The 14,882-nt window shown below is 68.5% G+C and carries 16 protein-coding genes; 9 read left to right on the top strand and 7 right to left on the bottom strand.

Annotated elements, in window-relative coordinates:
- The first annotated feature begins 198 nt into the window (after positions 1–198).
- The 9 genes from ABB55_RS01640 (at position 199) to ABB55_RS01600 (ending at position 8,477) form a co-directional block, all read left to right on the top strand.
- Positions 199–531, top strand: a complete 333-nt coding sequence (locus tag ABB55_RS01640; protein ID WP_054357244.1) for a phasin family protein — start codon at positions 199–201, stop codon at positions 529–531.
- A 561-nt stretch (positions 532–1,092) separates the two neighbouring features.
- On the top strand, positions 1,093–1,422 hold the full coding sequence (clpS, locus tag ABB55_RS01635) for an ATP-dependent Clp protease adapter ClpS (RefSeq protein ID WP_054357243.1): 330 nt from the start codon (positions 1,093–1,095) through the stop codon (positions 1,420–1,422).
- Positions 1,423–1,432: 10 nt separating this feature from the next.
- Positions 1,433–3,847 carry an ATP-dependent Clp protease ATP-binding subunit ClpA gene (gene clpA, locus ABB55_RS01630; RefSeq protein WP_054357242.1) on the top strand — a complete coding sequence of 805 codons (2,415 nt, stop codon included), beginning with the start codon at positions 1,433–1,435 and terminating at the stop codon, positions 3,845–3,847.
- A gap of 295 nt (positions 3,848–4,142) precedes the next feature.
- Entirely contained in the window at positions 4,143–5,219 is a 1,077-nt protein-coding gene (locus ABB55_RS01625; RefSeq protein ID WP_054357241.1) for a D-alanine--D-alanine ligase family protein, read from the top strand.
- 120 nt (positions 5,220–5,339) lie between these two features.
- Positions 5,340–5,726, top strand: a complete 387-nt coding sequence (locus ABB55_RS01620) for a VOC family protein (RefSeq protein WP_054357240.1) — start codon at positions 5,340–5,342, stop codon at positions 5,724–5,726.
- A gap of 135 nt (positions 5,727–5,861) precedes the next feature.
- The gene (locus ABB55_RS01615) at positions 5,862–6,647 is read left to right on the top strand and encodes an AzlC family ABC transporter permease (RefSeq protein ID WP_083464034.1); all 786 of its coding nucleotides are present in this window, start codon (positions 5,862–5,864) and stop codon (positions 6,645–6,647) included.
- Positions 6,644–7,018 (top strand): AzlD domain-containing protein, encoded by a 375-nt coding sequence (locus tag ABB55_RS01610; protein ID WP_244471948.1) that lies wholly within the window; start codon positions 6,644–6,646, stop codon positions 7,016–7,018. The genes ABB55_RS01615 and ABB55_RS01610 overlap by 4 nt, the downstream gene beginning before the upstream one ends.
- A gap of 305 nt (positions 7,019–7,323) precedes the next feature.
- Positions 7,324–8,124, top strand: coding sequence for an AzlC family ABC transporter permease (locus tag ABB55_RS01605; protein ID WP_054357239.1), 801 nt, complete (start codon positions 7,324–7,326; stop codon positions 8,122–8,124).
- Complete coding sequence (locus ABB55_RS01600) at positions 8,121–8,477, top strand: hypothetical protein (RefSeq protein ID WP_054357238.1); 357 nt, start codon at positions 8,121–8,123, stop codon at positions 8,475–8,477. The genes ABB55_RS01605 and ABB55_RS01600 overlap by 4 nt, the downstream gene beginning before the upstream one ends.
- Before the next feature lie 73 nt (positions 8,478–8,550).
- Here ABB55_RS01600 and ABB55_RS01595 read toward each other — a convergent pair whose 3' ends face one another.
- The 7 genes from ABB55_RS01595 to ABB55_RS01565 all read right to left on the bottom strand — a co-directional run bounded on the left by ABB55_RS01595 (position 8,551) and on the right by ABB55_RS01565 (position 14,682).
- The gene (locus ABB55_RS01595) at positions 8,551–8,973 is read right to left on the bottom strand and encodes an HIT family protein (protein ID WP_054357237.1); all 423 of its coding nucleotides are present in this window, start codon (positions 8,971–8,973) and stop codon (positions 8,551–8,553) included.
- Positions 8,974–9,114: 141 nt separating this feature from the next.
- Positions 9,115–10,233, bottom strand: coding sequence for an AAA family ATPase (locus tag ABB55_RS01590; RefSeq protein ID WP_054357236.1), 1,119 nt, complete (start codon positions 10,231–10,233; stop codon positions 9,115–9,117).
- Positions 10,230–11,027, bottom strand: a complete 798-nt coding sequence (locus ABB55_RS01585) for an RNA ligase family protein (RefSeq protein WP_054357235.1) — start codon at positions 11,025–11,027, stop codon at positions 10,230–10,232. Before ABB55_RS01585 ends, ABB55_RS01590 begins: the two co-directional genes overlap by 4 nt.
- A 237-nt stretch (positions 11,028–11,264) precedes the next feature.
- Positions 11,265–12,515, bottom strand: a complete 1,251-nt coding sequence (locus tag ABB55_RS01580) for a GNAT family N-acetyltransferase (RefSeq protein ID WP_054357234.1) — start codon at positions 12,513–12,515, stop codon at positions 11,265–11,267.
- Between the two features lie 458 nt (positions 12,516–12,973).
- On the bottom strand, positions 12,974–13,276 hold the full coding sequence (locus ABB55_RS01575) for a hypothetical protein (RefSeq protein ID WP_054357233.1): 303 nt from the start codon (positions 13,274–13,276) through the stop codon (positions 12,974–12,976).
- Positions 13,277–13,444: 168 nt separating this feature from the next.
- Complete coding sequence (locus tag ABB55_RS01570) at positions 13,445–14,209, bottom strand: glycerophosphodiester phosphodiesterase family protein (RefSeq protein ID WP_054357232.1); 765 nt, start codon at positions 14,207–14,209, stop codon at positions 13,445–13,447.
- Positions 14,210–14,223: 14 nt separating this feature from the next.
- The gene (locus ABB55_RS01565; RefSeq protein ID WP_054357231.1) at positions 14,224–14,682 is read right to left on the bottom strand and encodes a RidA family protein; all 459 of its coding nucleotides are present in this window, start codon (positions 14,680–14,682) and stop codon (positions 14,224–14,226) included.
- Between the last annotated feature and the right edge of the window lie 200 nt (positions 14,683–14,882).

Here is a 14,882-nt window from a genome sequence, read left to right as displayed (position 1 = left end):
CCTGGGCGTTGCGGACCGTCCACGGTCGTTAGAATGCCGTGCTCTCGGTTGAAGAAGGGTAAACCGTATTAGTTGCACATGAAATCATTTTGCGACGCAAAAATTCCTGTTGACCCTGGGCCGGCGGCTGCGTATTGTGCGCTGCAACATAGAACGGACTGCAGGAATGGCCCGCGGTCCTGAAGAAGGGAAACGAACATGGTCAACGTCGACGAATTCCAGAAGGCTTCGAAAGAGAACATGGACAACGCCATGAAGCAGATCGGCGTGATCTCCAAGGGCGTGCAGGCCATCGCGGTCGAAGTCGCCGACTATTCCAAGAAGTCCTTCGAGCAGAGCACGGCCACGGTCGAGAAGCTGTTCGGCGTCAAGACTCTGGACAAGGCGATCGAGCTGCAGAGCGAATACGTGAAGTCCGCCTACGAAGGCTATGTCGCTGAGCTCACCAAGGTCGGCGAGATGTATGTCGACCTCGCCAAGGAGCTCTACAAGCCCTACGAAGGCGCCTTTGCCAAGTTCCAGGCGAAGTAAGTCCGGCGCGCCTTCAAGGGCGCCCGACTGATCAGACGAGCGATCCGAGCCCGGCCCTGTGCCGGGCTTCGTGCTTTTCGGGACGGAGTGATACGGATCCGGGCGCGCGACCGCCGCGCAACCGTCATGCAAATCTGCCATCCGTTTATGTCGCAGCGCGGTATCCTGGACGGCTGCACGCGCCTTCGCTCGTGCCGGCGTCGGTCCGCCACTCCGTGAATCCCGCGCGATCCGGCCGCAAATGCGGCTCCGTCCTGCCCCCGTCGGCCGTTCGAGACGCCCGCCCGATCAGGGCCGCGCGGCCGTCCGCCGCGCCGGGGAGGCGGGTTGTCCGCTCAATTCCTTGAGCGTCGCGTTGCCCTTGTCGGAAACTCCCTTAAAATGAATCCGGAGCCGCCCCATATGTGTTCGGGTCGGGCGGCTTGATGCGCGGCGGCGGACCGGCCGAGAGTGCCTATCGGGCTCCCGGCATCACGGTCCCTTGCTTGGCGGCGGGCTTACCGAATCCGGCGTGACCGGACATTATTGGCGGACGAAAATGGACGCGAGTCGGGCCGACAGATGAGCAAAGACGCGCGGCGACCTGGAGAACAGGATCCCGGAACGGTCGTGGTCACCAAGACGCGACCGAAGACGAAGCGGCCGAACATGTACCGCGTGCTGCTGCTGAACGACGACTACACGCCGATGGAATTCGTGGTCCACGTCCTCGAACGCTTCTTCAACAAGGGGCGCGAGGAGGCGACACGCATCATGCTGCATGTCCATCATCACGGCGTTGGGGAATGCGGCATCTACACCTACGAAGTGGCCGAGACCAAGGTCACCCAGGTGATGGATTTCGCCCGCCAGCACCAGCATCCCCTGCAATGCGTCATGGAAAAGAAGTGAGGTCCCGCCAGTGCCATCCTTCTCACGCAGCCTCGAGAAGGCGCTCCACCAGGCGCTCCACTATGCCAACGAGCGCCGGCAGGAATATGCCACGCTCGAGCACCTGCTGCTTGCGCTTCTGGACGACCAGGATGCCGCCGCGGTCATGCGGGCCTGCAACGTCGACCTCGAACTCCTGAGGCGCAATCTCGTCGAATATATCGACACCGAACTCGACAATCTGGTCGGCGACGGAGAGGACGATTCCAAGCCGACGGCCGGATTCCAGCGCGTCATTCAGCGTGCCGTGATCCACGTACAGTCTTCCGGTCGGGAAGAGGTGACGGGGGCGAATGTCCTGGTCGCGATCTTCGCCGAGCGGGAGAGTCATGCGGCCTATTTCCTGCAGGAGCAGGACATGACCCGCTACGACGCCGTCAACTACATCAGTCACGGTATCGCGAAGCGCGTGGGGCTCGCGGAGAGCCGCCCGGTGAGAGGAGCCGACGACGAGATGTCGGGAGGCGAGAACGGCGAAGGGCCGAAGAAGAAGACCGACGCGCTCGAGGCCTATTGCGTGAACCTCAACGACAAGGCGCGCAAGGGCAAGATCGACCCGCTGATCGGACGGGACAGCGAGATCGCGCGCACCATCCAGGTGCTGTGCCGTCGCTCCAAGAACAACCCGCTCTATGTGGGCGATCCCGGCGTCGGCAAGACCGCCATCGCCGAGGGCCTCGCCCGGCGGATCGTCAACGGCGAAGTGCCGGACGTGCTCAAGGGCTCGACCGTCTTCGCCCTCGACATGGGCGCCCTGCTGGCGGGGACCCGCTATCGCGGCGATTTCGAGGAACGGCTGAAGCAGGTCGTCAAGGAGATCGAGGAATATCCCAAGGCGATCATGTTCATCGACGAGATCCACACCGTGATCGGTGCCGGAGCCACGTCGGGCGGCGCCATGGACGCGTCCAATCTGCTCAAGCCGGCGCTGGCCGGCGGCTCGATCCGCTGCATCGGCTCGACCACCTACAAGGAATATCGCCAGTTCTTCGAGAAGGATCGGGCCCTCGTCCGCCGCTTCCAGAAGATCGACGTGAACGAGCCGACCATCCCGGATGCGATCGAGATCCTGAAGGGGCTGAAGCCCTATTTCGAGGACCATCATCGCGTGCGCTATACCAACGACGCCATCAAGGCGGCGGTGGAACTGTCCTCGCGCTACATCAACGACCGCAAGCTGCCCGACAAGGCGATCGACGTGATCGACGAGAGCGGCGCGGCGCAGATGCTGGTGCCGGAATCGAAGCGCCGCAAGGTGATCGGCGTGAAGGAGGTCGAGGACACCATCGCCACGATGGCGCGCATCCCGCCGAAATCGGTCTCCAAGGACGATGCCGAGGTGCTGCAGCATCTGGAGACCAATCTGCGGCGCGTGGTCTACGGCCAGGACAAGGCGATCGAGTCGCTGTCGGCGGCGATCAAGCTCGCCCGGGCGGGCTTGCGCGAACCGGAGAAGCCGATCGGGTCCTACCTGTTCGCCGGGCCGACCGGCGTCGGCAAGACCGAGGTTGCGCGCCAGCTGGCCAAGCTGCTCGGCGTGGAGCTGCTCCGCTTCGACATGTCGGAATATATGGAGCGCCACACCGTCAGCCGCCTGATCGGCGCGCCGCCCGGCTATGTCGGGTTCGACCAGGGCGGCCTGTTGACCGACGGCATCGACCAGCATCCGCACAGCGTTCTGCTGCTCGACGAGATCGAGAAGGCGCATCCGGACCTGTTCAACATCCTGTTGCAGGTCATGGACCACGGCAGGCTGACCGACCACAACGGCAAGCAGGTCGATTTCAGGAACGTCATCCTGATCATGACCACCAATGCCGGCGCGGCCGATCTCGCCAAGGCGCCGATCGGCTTCAACCGGGTCAAGCGCGAAGGCGACGACCAGGAGGCGATCAACAAGCTGTTCACGCCGGAATTCCGCAACCGGCTGGATGCGGTCGTCACCTTCCAGCACCTCCCCATGGAGGTGGTGCATCAGGTCGTCACCAAGTTCGTGATGCAGTTGGAAGGCCAGTTGGCCGACCGCAACGTGACCTTCGAGCTCGACGACGCGGCCGTGAAATGGCTCGCCGAGAAGGGCTACGACAGCCAGATGGGTGCACGGCCGCTCGGACGCATCATCCAGGAGCACATCAAGAAGCCGCTCGCCGACGAGGTCCTGTTCGGCAAGCTGCGCAAGGGCGGCGTGGTCAAGGTTTCGGTCAAGGAGGGCGGCGCGGAACTGCTGCTCGACTCGATCCCGGCCGAGGCCGCCGCCCCGGCGGAACCGCAGCCCGAGCCGGAAGTCCAGGCCAAGGCGCCGCCCAAGGCCAAGCCCAAGAAGGCCGGACCGCCCGTGCCGGCGCGCGGCAGCAAGGGACTGGTTCCGAAGGTGCCGCTCGGCTGAGCCGCACGATCGCGATCTGACGATGGATCGGCCCGTCCGGAGACTGCTCCGGGCGGGCCTTTTCTTTGCGGGCCGGCGTGGCGGCATGGCCGGCATCCCCGGTGGCCTGGCGGCGAATGCCGGCATTGCCCGCCTCTGCAGCGCTCGGGCACGGGTCGGCAGGGCTTTGCCGCAATTCCGGCGCCCGAAGCGATGAGGTAGGACGGGAAGGCGACGCGCCCGCTGAGTCGGTGCGCCGTCCGCCTGACCGATCCTTCCTGCGGCCGGTTGCGTCCGCGACGTCCCGGAGTTGTCCATGGCCACGATTTCGAACCGGCTGCGCATCGCTGTTCTGTTCGGCGGCCGATCCGCCGAGCACGAGGTCTCGGTCATGTCGGGCACCAACGTGATGCGGGCGCTGGCGCCGGCGAACTACGACATCGTGCCGATCTACATCACCCGGGACGGCCGCTGGCTGCTCAGCCGCTTCGAGGACGGCGTCCCGGAGCGCCCGGAAACAGGCACCGAAATCTGCCTGATCCCGGGCGGGCAGGGACGGGCGCTGGCCATCCCCCACGGCGGGGCGCCCTACGAGGTCCCGGAGATCGGCGTTCTCTTTCCGGTTCTGCACGGCCTGCAGGGCGAGGACGGGTCGGTGCAGGGTCTCGCCGAGGTGGCGCGCATTCCGCTGGTCGGCTGCGGCATCATCGGATCGGCCAATGCGCTCGACAAGGATGTGGCCAAGCGCCTTCTGATCGAAGCCGGCGTCCCCGTCGCGCGTTCGGTGACCGTCCATCAGGGCGCGGCGCCGACCTTCGCGGCGCTCGAGGCCACGCTCGGCCTGCCGATTTTCGTCAAGCCGGCCCGACAAGGATCCTCCGTCGGCGTCAGCAAGGTGGTCGACGAGGCCGGCTATGCGGCGGCGCTGGAGGAGGGCTTCCGGCACGACCGCAAGCTGCTCGCCGAGGCCTTCATCAAGGGTCGCGAGATCGAATTCGCCGTGCTGGAAGACCCGGCCGGCGACCTGTTCGTCTCGAAGCCGGGCGAGATCGTGCCGGCCGAAAGCCATGGCTTCTACACCTACGACGCCAAGTATGTCGACGAGGCTGGCGCCGCTCTGAAGGTGCCGGTGGAACTGCCCGAAGCGGTCGAGGCCGCGCTGAAGGAGACCGCCGCCCGCGCCTTCCGCGCGCTCGGCTGCGACGGCATGGCCCGAGCCGATTTCTTCCTGATGGACGACGACCGCTTCGTCGTGAACGAACTCAACACCATCCCGGGCTTCACCAATATCAGCATGTATCCGAAGGCCATGGCGGCCAGCGGCATCGGCTATGCCGACTTGATCGATCGCCTGGTCGCCCATGGTCTGGCGCGGGCCGGCCGGGTCGGCTGAGGCCGTCGGGATCGGGTTATTCCCGGCTTTGCGCCTGAGGCCGTCTTCGATACCGTGCCCCGCATGCCGGCGGGCCGGGCGTCGGATGCCGGGTACCGCGACAATCTTGGGTGCTCAGACATGCTCGACCATATCGGCGTTCCCGTCTCCGACCTCGCCCGCTCGCGCGCCTTCTACGAAGCCGTGCTGGCGCCGCTCGGCTATGGCGTCGTCATGGAGGTGACGGCGGCGGAGACCGGCGCCGAGGCGCATTGCGGTTTCGGGGCTCATGGCAAGCCCTCCTTCTGGATCGCCTCCGGCAAGGCGCTGACCGGCTGCCTGCACGTCGCGTTCCAGGCCCCCGACCGGGCCGCCGTCGACGCCTTCCATCGCGCCGCCATGGCGCTGCTCGCCCCCGACAACGGCCCGCCCGGCCTCCGGCCGCACTACCACCCCAACTACTACGCCGCCTTCGTCCTCGATCCCGACGGACACAATATCGAGGCGGTGTTCCACGGGCCGGCATAGTCCCGACCCGATTGCCGGGGCCCGGTGACGCCACATCGATGGCTGGCACCGTCCGCATTCGAGCCCTGCGGCCCTGTCCGGTTGCCTGACGGGCGGATCCCCCTTATGTCCGGGACGCCGAATTCGGGGCGCCCGATGGATATCCCTGCCGAACCTGCCGAAACCGTCTCCACCGCCCGCTGGTTCGCGCGCGGTGCGCAGCAGTTCCTGTCGATCCCGGCCATGATCCTGATGGCCTCCTTCGTCGGCTTCGCGGGGCTCGCCCGGGCGTCCGGGATCGGGTTGGTCGAGACGGTGGTGATGGCCGGCGGCATCTGGGCCTTGCCGTCCTGTGTGGTGCTGGTCGGCGCCGTGCAGACCGGCGCGCCGCTGGCCGCGACCTTCATCGCCGTGAGCCTGTCGGCCTTCCGGCTGATGCCGATGGTCATGTCGATCGTGCCGGTCATGCGCGCCGAGCGGACCTCGAAACTCACGCTCCTGTTCCTGTCGCATTTCGTTGCCGTGACCGCCTGGGTCTTCGGCATGGCCAAGCTGCCCGGACTGCCGCGCGAGGCGCGGGCGGCCTATTTCGCCGGCTTCGCCGTCACGCTGACCTCCGGCGCCATGATCGTTGCCGGCGTCTCGCACGAACTGGCCGGCGCACTGCCGCCGCTGCTGGCCGCGGGACTGACGCTTCTGACCCCGCTCTATTTCACCGTTTCGCTCTGGGGCGCCGCGCGGCTGGCCTCCGACCGGCTGGCGCTCGCCTTCGGCGTCGCGACCTGGCCGGCCATGCATTGGCTTGAGCCGAACTTCGAACTGATCTGGACGGGCCTGATCGGCGGCACGGCCGCCTTCCTGGTCGGGCGGCGGATCGATGCCGGGCGGCGGCGCAGGGTTCCGGCCGACACCGAGAATGCCGGCATGGAGGTCGGACCGTGAACCTCCTGACCGCCACCTATCACCAGCTGGATGCCTGGTGGTGGCCCTATCTGTTCATCCTGATCGCCGGCTGGTTCGCCAACGACATGTGGCGCATCCTCGGCGTGGTCCTCGCCGGGCGGCTGTCCGACGACAGCGCGATCTTCACCTATGTGAAGTCGGTCGCCACCGCCCTGGTCGCCGGCGTGATCGCCCAACTGATCTTCCTGCCGTCCGGCAGCCTGGGGCTGGCGCCGATGTGGCTGAGGCTGCTGTCGGTCGCGGCCGGCTTCGCCGCCTACAAGGCGTCGCGCGACAATGTGCTGGTCGCCGTGCTCGTCGGCGAGGCCGTGCTGCTCGGCCTCTGGGCCGGCCTCGTCGGGATGCCTTAGCGCAAGATCGGACCGGAGCGGCCCGTTTCGATCCGAGAGAAGCCCGCGCAAACAAGATCATGCAAAGCCGCATCCGATCCCTTCGGATCCGATGGGGCCTTCGGACCCGACGCAGCCGTGCGGGTCGACCGATCGGGTCCGATCGAGGCGGCGTCCCGGCCGTTGCGGCGCGCCGGTCGCGCCCGGGCGGCGATGGCTCGGCCGACCGCCCTTCGGCCGACCGTCCTTCGGCCGACGCGTCCCTTATGGTCTTCCGGTCGCGTCCGGCTGGGGCGATACTGGCGCCAACCGGAGTTGAGCCAGCCATGGATTGGTTTCGGCGGCCCCTATCGCCGCGCCTTGCCGCCGATGAACTGCCGACCGAGATCGTCCGGCCGCCGCCGCGCCCGCCGACCACAGCCGAGTGGATCCGCGCCGGCGCGCGCGCGACGTTCGGCGGCGCGACTCTGGTGCCGGTGCTGAACTTCCTCGCCTTCGGAACGCTGGCGCGCGAGGCGGGGCTGTCGCTCGGCGACATGCTGCTGATCGGTGCCGGGGTCTGGTGGACCTCGGCGCAGGTCGTGCTCGCTCATGGAGTCGCACAGGGTGCCATGCTGGCGCCGACCGCGCTTTCCGTCCTGCTCGCCTCGATCCCGCTCCTGCCGATGGTCGTCTCGGTGCTGCCGCTGTTCGGCGCGCGCGACCGGCGCCGCTTCGCCGTGCCGATCGCCCAGGCGATCTCGACGGTGCCTTGGTCGATGGCCCAGCAGCATCTGCCGCTCCTGCCCGAAGCCGCGCGGCTGCCGTTCTTCGCCGGCTATGCCGGCACCTTCATGACGCTCAGCCTCGCCGCCGGGGCGATCGGCCATCAGGCCGCCGCCGCGCTGCCGCCGCTGGTCACCGCGCTCCTGGTCTTCATCCTGCCGATGCACCTCCTGTTCAATGCGGCCGGATCGGCCCGCAGTGCCACGCCCTGGCTGGCGATCGCCATCGGAGCCGTCGCGGCGCCGCTGCTTGAACCCATCCTGCAGGATTTCACGCTGATCGGCGTCGGCCTCGCCGGCGGCACGCTGGCCTTCGTGGTCGTGCGCCTGTGGCGCCGAATCCTGCCGCCGGAGGTGCCGTGAACGGTCCGGCCTTCGCGCATCCCGGCGAGATCGGGCTGACCGCCTTCGTGCTTCTGGCCGGCGTCGCCGTGATCGCCGGTCTGAGGCTTGCCGGCATCATGATCGGATCGCGGCTTTCTGCCAGCCATCCGCTGTTCGAATGGGCGCGCGCGGTCGCGGCAGCCGTGATCGCCGCGCAGGTGGCCCTGCTGGTCGGCCATCCGATGGGCTCGGTCGGCGTGCTGCCGCTCGGCGTGCGCCTCGGCGCCGTTGTGGCCGGCTTCCTCGCCTATCACTTCACAGGCCGCAGCGTGCTGGCCGGAGTCGCCGTCGGCGATGCGGTCATCCTGGCCGCCCTGGCGGCCGGCGTGTAGCGGGGGGCGTCGGCGGCGGGTCATCCCGGCAGCGCGGGCGGCCGGAGCTTGAGCCGTCGCCGACCGTGCGCCGTCAGAGCGCGGCGCGGATCGCGTCTGCCTGCCGGCCGAGCTCGGCCATGTCGGCGACCGACCGGGGCAGGGGGCGCAGCTTCTCGCCCTCCTTGCGCGGGATGACGTGGAAATGCAGGTGGAACACCTCCTGCCCGCCGGCCGCCTCGTTGAACTGCTGGATGGTCACGCCATCGGCCGCAAAGGCCTTGCGGGTGGCCAGCGCGAGCTTCTGCACGACGGCCATCACCGCCGCCAGATCCTCGGCCGGGCAGTCGAAGATGTTGCGGGCGGGCGCCTTGGGGATGACCAGGCAATGGCCGTCGGTCGCCGGCATGATGTCCATGAAGGCGAGGGTGCGCTCGTCTTCGTAGAGCCGGAAGCAGGGGATCTCGCCGCGCAGGATCTTGGCGAAGATGTTGTTGCTGTCATAGGCCGTGGACATGGGCGGCTCCGGTCGGGGCGTGCGGATGGCAAGGGTTTCATCGGTGAGTAAGGCCGCCCCCGGCCGCGGTCAATCCCGCCGGCCGGGTGCCCCGCGGCTTGATCGGCGATCGGCCCTTGCCGGAAGCGGCCCCCTGTAGCCCTAAACCCACTCCACCCGGTGCGCCTCGATCGGGCTCGGCGGCTCCCATTTGTCGGCGAGGCGGCGGATGACGGCGTCGGGGACGACGGCGGTGCGGGCGCGGTTCTGGGCGAGGATCTTGGCTTCCGGACGGTCGAAGGCGTGGATCGTGATGTCGGCCTCGTAGTCGAGCATGAGGCCGAGCACCTTGGCGCGCAGCGGGCGGGTCAGGTTGGTGGCGTTCCACACGAAGGGCTCGCGGCGGCGCAGGTGGACGCGTGCGGCCTCGTGAACCGCCTGGACGACGCGACCCTGCGGGTCCTCGGGGTCGACGCCGAGTTCGCCACGCAGCCGGTCGAGCGAGACCTGCGGCAGGTCCTTCAGAACGGCCGCGGCGTGGGTATCCTTGCCGGCCCCGGGCAGGCCGGACAGGACGATGACGCGGCTGCCCCTGGGCGCGGGGGCCGCATAGTCGGGCGCGCGGCCGGGGGTGGCGAAGAAGCGCACGCGGCTCTCGTCATTGGCGAAGGGGAAGGGGCGGTCGAGCAGATCCTGCTCCTCGAGCCAGAGCTCCAGGAGATCGAGCTTCTCGGTCGTCTCCGCCGCGTTCGGGGCGATCCGGCCGCGATTGTCGGCGCGCACCAGGGTCAGAAGCGCGCGCCACTGGCCGACGGCCGCGAAGGTGATCGCCTCGCGCCGCATGTCGGTGGCGGTCCAGAGATGGAACGGCTTCTGGTGCCAGGCGATCAGCCATTGCACCTGCTCGCGCAGGGGCCGTGGCAATCCCGCTCGCCACAGCGCCGCCCAGGCCATGCGCGCGCCGAGCCGGGCATGGCCGGGCTGGCGGATTCGCATGCGGTTCTCGGCCGGGTCCCATTCCTCCACCGTCGTCGCCGGCTTGGCGACATCGTGGAACCAGGCCGCCAGCCGCAGCGCCTGGCGGGTCTCGGGATTGAAGGCACGATAGGCCGGATCGGCGAGAAGCTCGTCGACCACCATCCGGGTATGGGTCCAGACATCGCCCTCGGCGTGGTAGACCGGGTCCTGCGGGCAGGCCGCCATGGCGGGCACGGCCGGCCAGGCGGACGCGATCGCGACGGGGTCGGGGGTTTCGGCGAGGAGCAGCGGCAGCCAGGTCATGCCAGCCCCCCGAACAGGTCGACACCGGGCGCGAGCCGGTTGGCGACGATCGGCCGATCGGCCCAATGCGAGCCGGACGCCAGGATCGCCTGCAGGAAGTCGGCGCGCACGAACTTGTAGCGCCCGATCACCCGATCGTCCTGCTCCTGCTTGATGTAGAGCCCTTCCGAGCGCCGGCTCCCGTCGGTCTCCCGGGCGACGCGCACGGGATCCTGGCCGGTCTCGGATGCGGCGGCGGCGAGCGCCGCCTCCCAGTCGTCCGATTTGTAGAGCGAGGGAGCGACCAACGCCTCCAGCGCCTTGCGGGTCGCGACCCGACCTTCGTGCAGCACCGGCACGGACACGATCGGCAGCCCGTCGAGGAGCGCCCGGCGTGCGGGCGTCGACAGGAACCGGCCGGTCTCGCGGTCGAACACGTCGAATTCCAGGAAATAGTGCGGCAGCCGGTCGTAGAAGACCGTGTGCTTGGCGAAGCACCATTCCCCGTAGACGATGTAGCGCCGGCCGAGCACCTCCCTGAGGTCGGGTTCGATCGTCTGCGCCCAGGCCTTCAGGAGCGCGAACTGCGCCTCGCGTGGGCCGCCGGCGAGCGGGTGGCCGCGCGACTGCAGCATCAGCCGGCCGTCGGCATCGAAGCTGATGCCGGCATTGGCGCCGTCGATCTTCTCCTCGATCACGAGGATGCCGTCGGTCAGGGCGCCGACCGGGACCTGGCCGGAGGCGTCGTCGCCGGGCTGCAGCCGGGACCCGACGAGATGGGGCGTACGCGGATATTTGATGAAATCGGAGGACATCGGAGGCTCGCATCGGTCCGCGATCGCGGACGAGCCAGGCTCAACCGCGTCGGATCAGAACGGATAAGGGCAGGGTCTGGCCGGGCATCAGCCCGAACCGGGTGCCAGCGATCACATGACGTCCTCTCTCAGAAGACCCGATATGCCGCAGTTCCCTGGGGAACACAAATCACGGCGCCGCCAGTCCCTCGCGGGGTGCAGTCTTGTGGGGCACGAGCGTTGGCTGGAAGCCGCCCGTCAGAAACCGTCGGCTTCGGCGCCGTCGGCATGGCGGTAGGGCGCATGGGCGGCCAGAATGTCGCCGATCTGGGCGACCTCCTGGCGTTCCATGGCCAGATAGCGGTCGACCGCCTTACGGAGGCCCGGATCGACGATGAAGTGCGCCGAGCGGGTCGTCGTCGGCAGGTAGCCGCGGGCGAGCTTGTGTTCGCCCTGGGCGCCGGCCTCGACCCGGGCGAGGCCGCGGCGGATGGCGAATTCGATCGCCTGATAGTAGCAGACCTCGAAATGCAGGAAGGGCTGCTCCTCGACGGCCCCCCAGTAGCGCCCGTACAGGGCATCCGACCCGATCAGGTTGAGCGCGCCGGCGATCGGCCTGCCGTGGCGGGTGGCGAGCACGAGCAGGACCGCATCGGCCAAGCGTTCGCCGATCAGCGCGAAGGCGGTGCGGTTCAGATAGGGCCGGCCCCATTTGCGGCCGCCGGTATCCATGTAGAAGGCATAGAAGGCGTCCCAGTCGGCCTCCCGGATCTCGGCGCCGGTCTTGGCGACGATCTCGACGCCATCCGCCAGCGCGTCGCGCCGTTCGCGTTTGACCTGCTTGCGCTTGCGGCTCTGGAAGCTGTCCAGGAAATCGTCGAAGTCGCGAAAGCCGCGGTTCGGCCAATGGAACTGCTGGTCGGTGCGCGCCAGCCAGCCACCGGATTCGAAGGCGGCGACATCGTCGTCGATCAGGAAGGTCGCGTGGACCGAGGAGGCGCCGGCCTGCCGGGCGAAGCCGGCAAGGCCCTCGACCAGGAGCGCCCGGTCGCGCGTCGCAGGGGCGCCGGGCCGGACCAGCAGGCGCGGGCCGGTCGCCGGCGTGAAGGGGACCGATACCTGGAGCTTCGGATAGTAGCGCCCGCCGGCCCGCTCGTAGGCCTGCGCCCAGCTGTGGTCGAAGACATATTCGCCCTGACTGTGGCTCTTGGCGTAGCAGGGCGCGAGTGCGGCGGGTGCCCCGTCCGCTCCCTCCAGCACCAGGTGGCGCGGCGTCCAGCCGGCCCGCGCGGAGACCGAACCGGACTCCTCCAAGGCTGCGAGAAAATCGTAGGAGAGAAACGGATTGTAGGCCGGCGCGGCGGCGTCAGGAATGCCGTCGAGCCGCACCGGACCGCCCGGCGCCAGCCGCCAGCCGGGATTGGCCAGCGCGTCCCAGGTCTCCCGCCCGATCTCGGCGATCCCGGCGGCGACGCGCAACGTGGCGGTTTCGGCAGGCGCTTTCGGCATGGGGCGGGATCCGGAAAGGCGAGGCGGCCCCAATAGATAGGCCTGGGCCGCGATCCCGCAAGCGCGAAAAGCGGGCTCCGCTTCACGGCTCGGCGATAACGGGGCGGCCGACACCGCTGCATGAGCGCCAAGCTCCCCGTCCCGACCAAGCTCCCGCACCCGATCCCGCGGTTCCTTCCCCTTCGCCCCCCGGCGGGGGGAGGAGGTGCCCGAAGGGCGGATCAGGGGGACGATGCCACGGAAGGACCGAGAAATCGCGGTTTGGCTCGGCGGCCAGCACGATCTTCAAAAACGATCAGGCCAAGTCTTGCGACCGGAACGCCCCCCAAAAACGAACAGGCCCGGTCTTGCGACCGGGATGGTCTTCCCTAAAAACGAACAGGCCCGGTCTTGCGACCGGGCCTGGCGTTCCTGGAGAGCGTTTCGGGGGGCGATGATCCGCTCTCCGTGGAATGAAATCAGTGGCAGACCTTGGTCTTGTACGGGTTGCCGTAGGCGTCGTAGGCCCACACCTTGTGGCAGGACGGCGCATAGGCCGGGGCCGGCACGACATAGGCCGGGGCCGGACCGTAGTAGTAGCCGGGGCCGTAATAGTAGGGGCGCGACGCGGCGACGACAGCGCCGCCGACGATGGCGCCGCCGACGAGGCCGGCGATGAAGTTGCCGCCGCCGGCCTGGGCCTGGCTGGTGGTGCCGACCGTGGCGGTGGCGAGGGTGGCAGCGGCGATGGCCGCGGCGAGGAACTTGCTGGCGGTATTCATGGCTCTCTTCCTTCCCTCAGGGGACGGCTCTGACCCCCGTTCGATGGTCAGACGGTAGCCGTCCATCACATAACCAAGTCCGAACGGTACGTTCAGAAATCGTTCATCTGATGGCAGGTCGATCACGAACCCGTGATCGCCAGGGGTGCGAACCCGGAAGTAGGCCGTCTAGTGCGGCTTCGCGTCCGGGTCGAAGCCCTCGAACACTATCTGGTCTGCATAGGCGGACGCAACCGCGCGGTCGGCCTCGGTCCGCACCGTCCAGGTGATGACCGGCTTGCCCATCACCTTGCGGGCAAAGGCCGGCCCGGGGGCGGGCAGATACTTCACCCCATAGGAGATGAAATGGGGTTTCGTCCGCGGCATGTGGAGGAGATGGCGCAGCGAGAATCGCGCCGCCGCGCCGAGCCGGCCGTAGTGATCGGGATCGCGGGCGTCGTCGGCGACGATGCCGCGCGGCAGGTCGGGGGCGAGCCGGCCGACTTCGGCGACCATGTCCGGATCGAACGACTTGACCGCAACCGGGCCGCGGTAGCCCTTCAGGCCGGCGACGGTGCGCCGGACCAGGCGCAGATCGGCCGGCCGGGCGAAATCGCTCTTGATCTCGATGATCAAGCCGACCCGCCCCGCCACCGTATCGAGCAGTTCGGCCAGCGTCGGCACGCGGTCGTCGGAAACGCGGAAGGGGGCGCCCTGGATCTCGGCCAGGGTCTTGCGGTCGAGCCGCCCCTGGCCGGTCGTCAGCCGGTCGAGGGTGAAGTCGTGGAACACCACGGCCTCACCGTCGCCGGTCAGCTGGACATCGACCTCGATCGCGAAGTCGCGCGCGACGGCGGCACGGACCGCCGTCAGGGTGTTCTCGACCCGTCCCGCCTTGATGTCGTGGTAGCCGCGGTGGGCCACCGGGCGGCGTACGAGGAAGCCGAGATCCATCGGAACGCTCCGGGTCAGGCGATCTCGAAGATGCCTTCGACTTCGACGGCGACGCCGAAGGGCAGGCCGGCGACGCCAACTGCGGAACGCGAATGCCGGCCGCGCTCACCGAGCACCTCGACGATCAGGTCGGACGCGCCGTTGACGACCTTCGGCTGGTCGCCGAAGCCGCTGGCGGAGTTGACGAAGCCGGTCAGCTTGACGCAGCGCACGCCGTCGAGGTCGCCGGCATGGGCCTTCACCTGGGCGAGCAGGTTGATGGCGCACAGGCGCGCAGCGGCGCGGCCGGTGTCGATATCCGTATCGGCGCCGAGCTGGCCGACATATTCCAAGCCGTTCGGGCCCATCGGGATCTGGCCGGAGACGAACAGGAGATTGCCGGTCTTCACGGCCGGGATGTAGTTGGCGGCCGGCTTGCTCGGGGTCGGCAGGGTGATGCCGAGTTCGGCGAGGCGCTGTTCGGTCTGGCTCATGGTGCTGTCGTCCGGCTTGGAGGATGGAGCCGTTCCCATGGCCGAAATCCGCCCGCTTGGCAACATCGCAGGGCGCAGTCCCGACACTCGAAACGGGCTTCCGACCGTGCATCTCCGCCGCTTGCCGGCGGACACCGGCGCGGGCCAGCCGGTCCGGTGGCGTTGCCCTCGACTTTCCGGCCGCCGGTACCCTATCGGAA

The organism is Prosthecodimorpha hirschii (assembly GCF_001305515.1).
Taxonomy (GTDB): domain Bacteria; phylum Pseudomonadota; class Alphaproteobacteria; order Rhizobiales; family Ancalomicrobiaceae; genus Prosthecodimorpha; species Prosthecodimorpha hirschii.
This window is presented reverse-complemented; position numbering and strand designations above follow the sequence as displayed.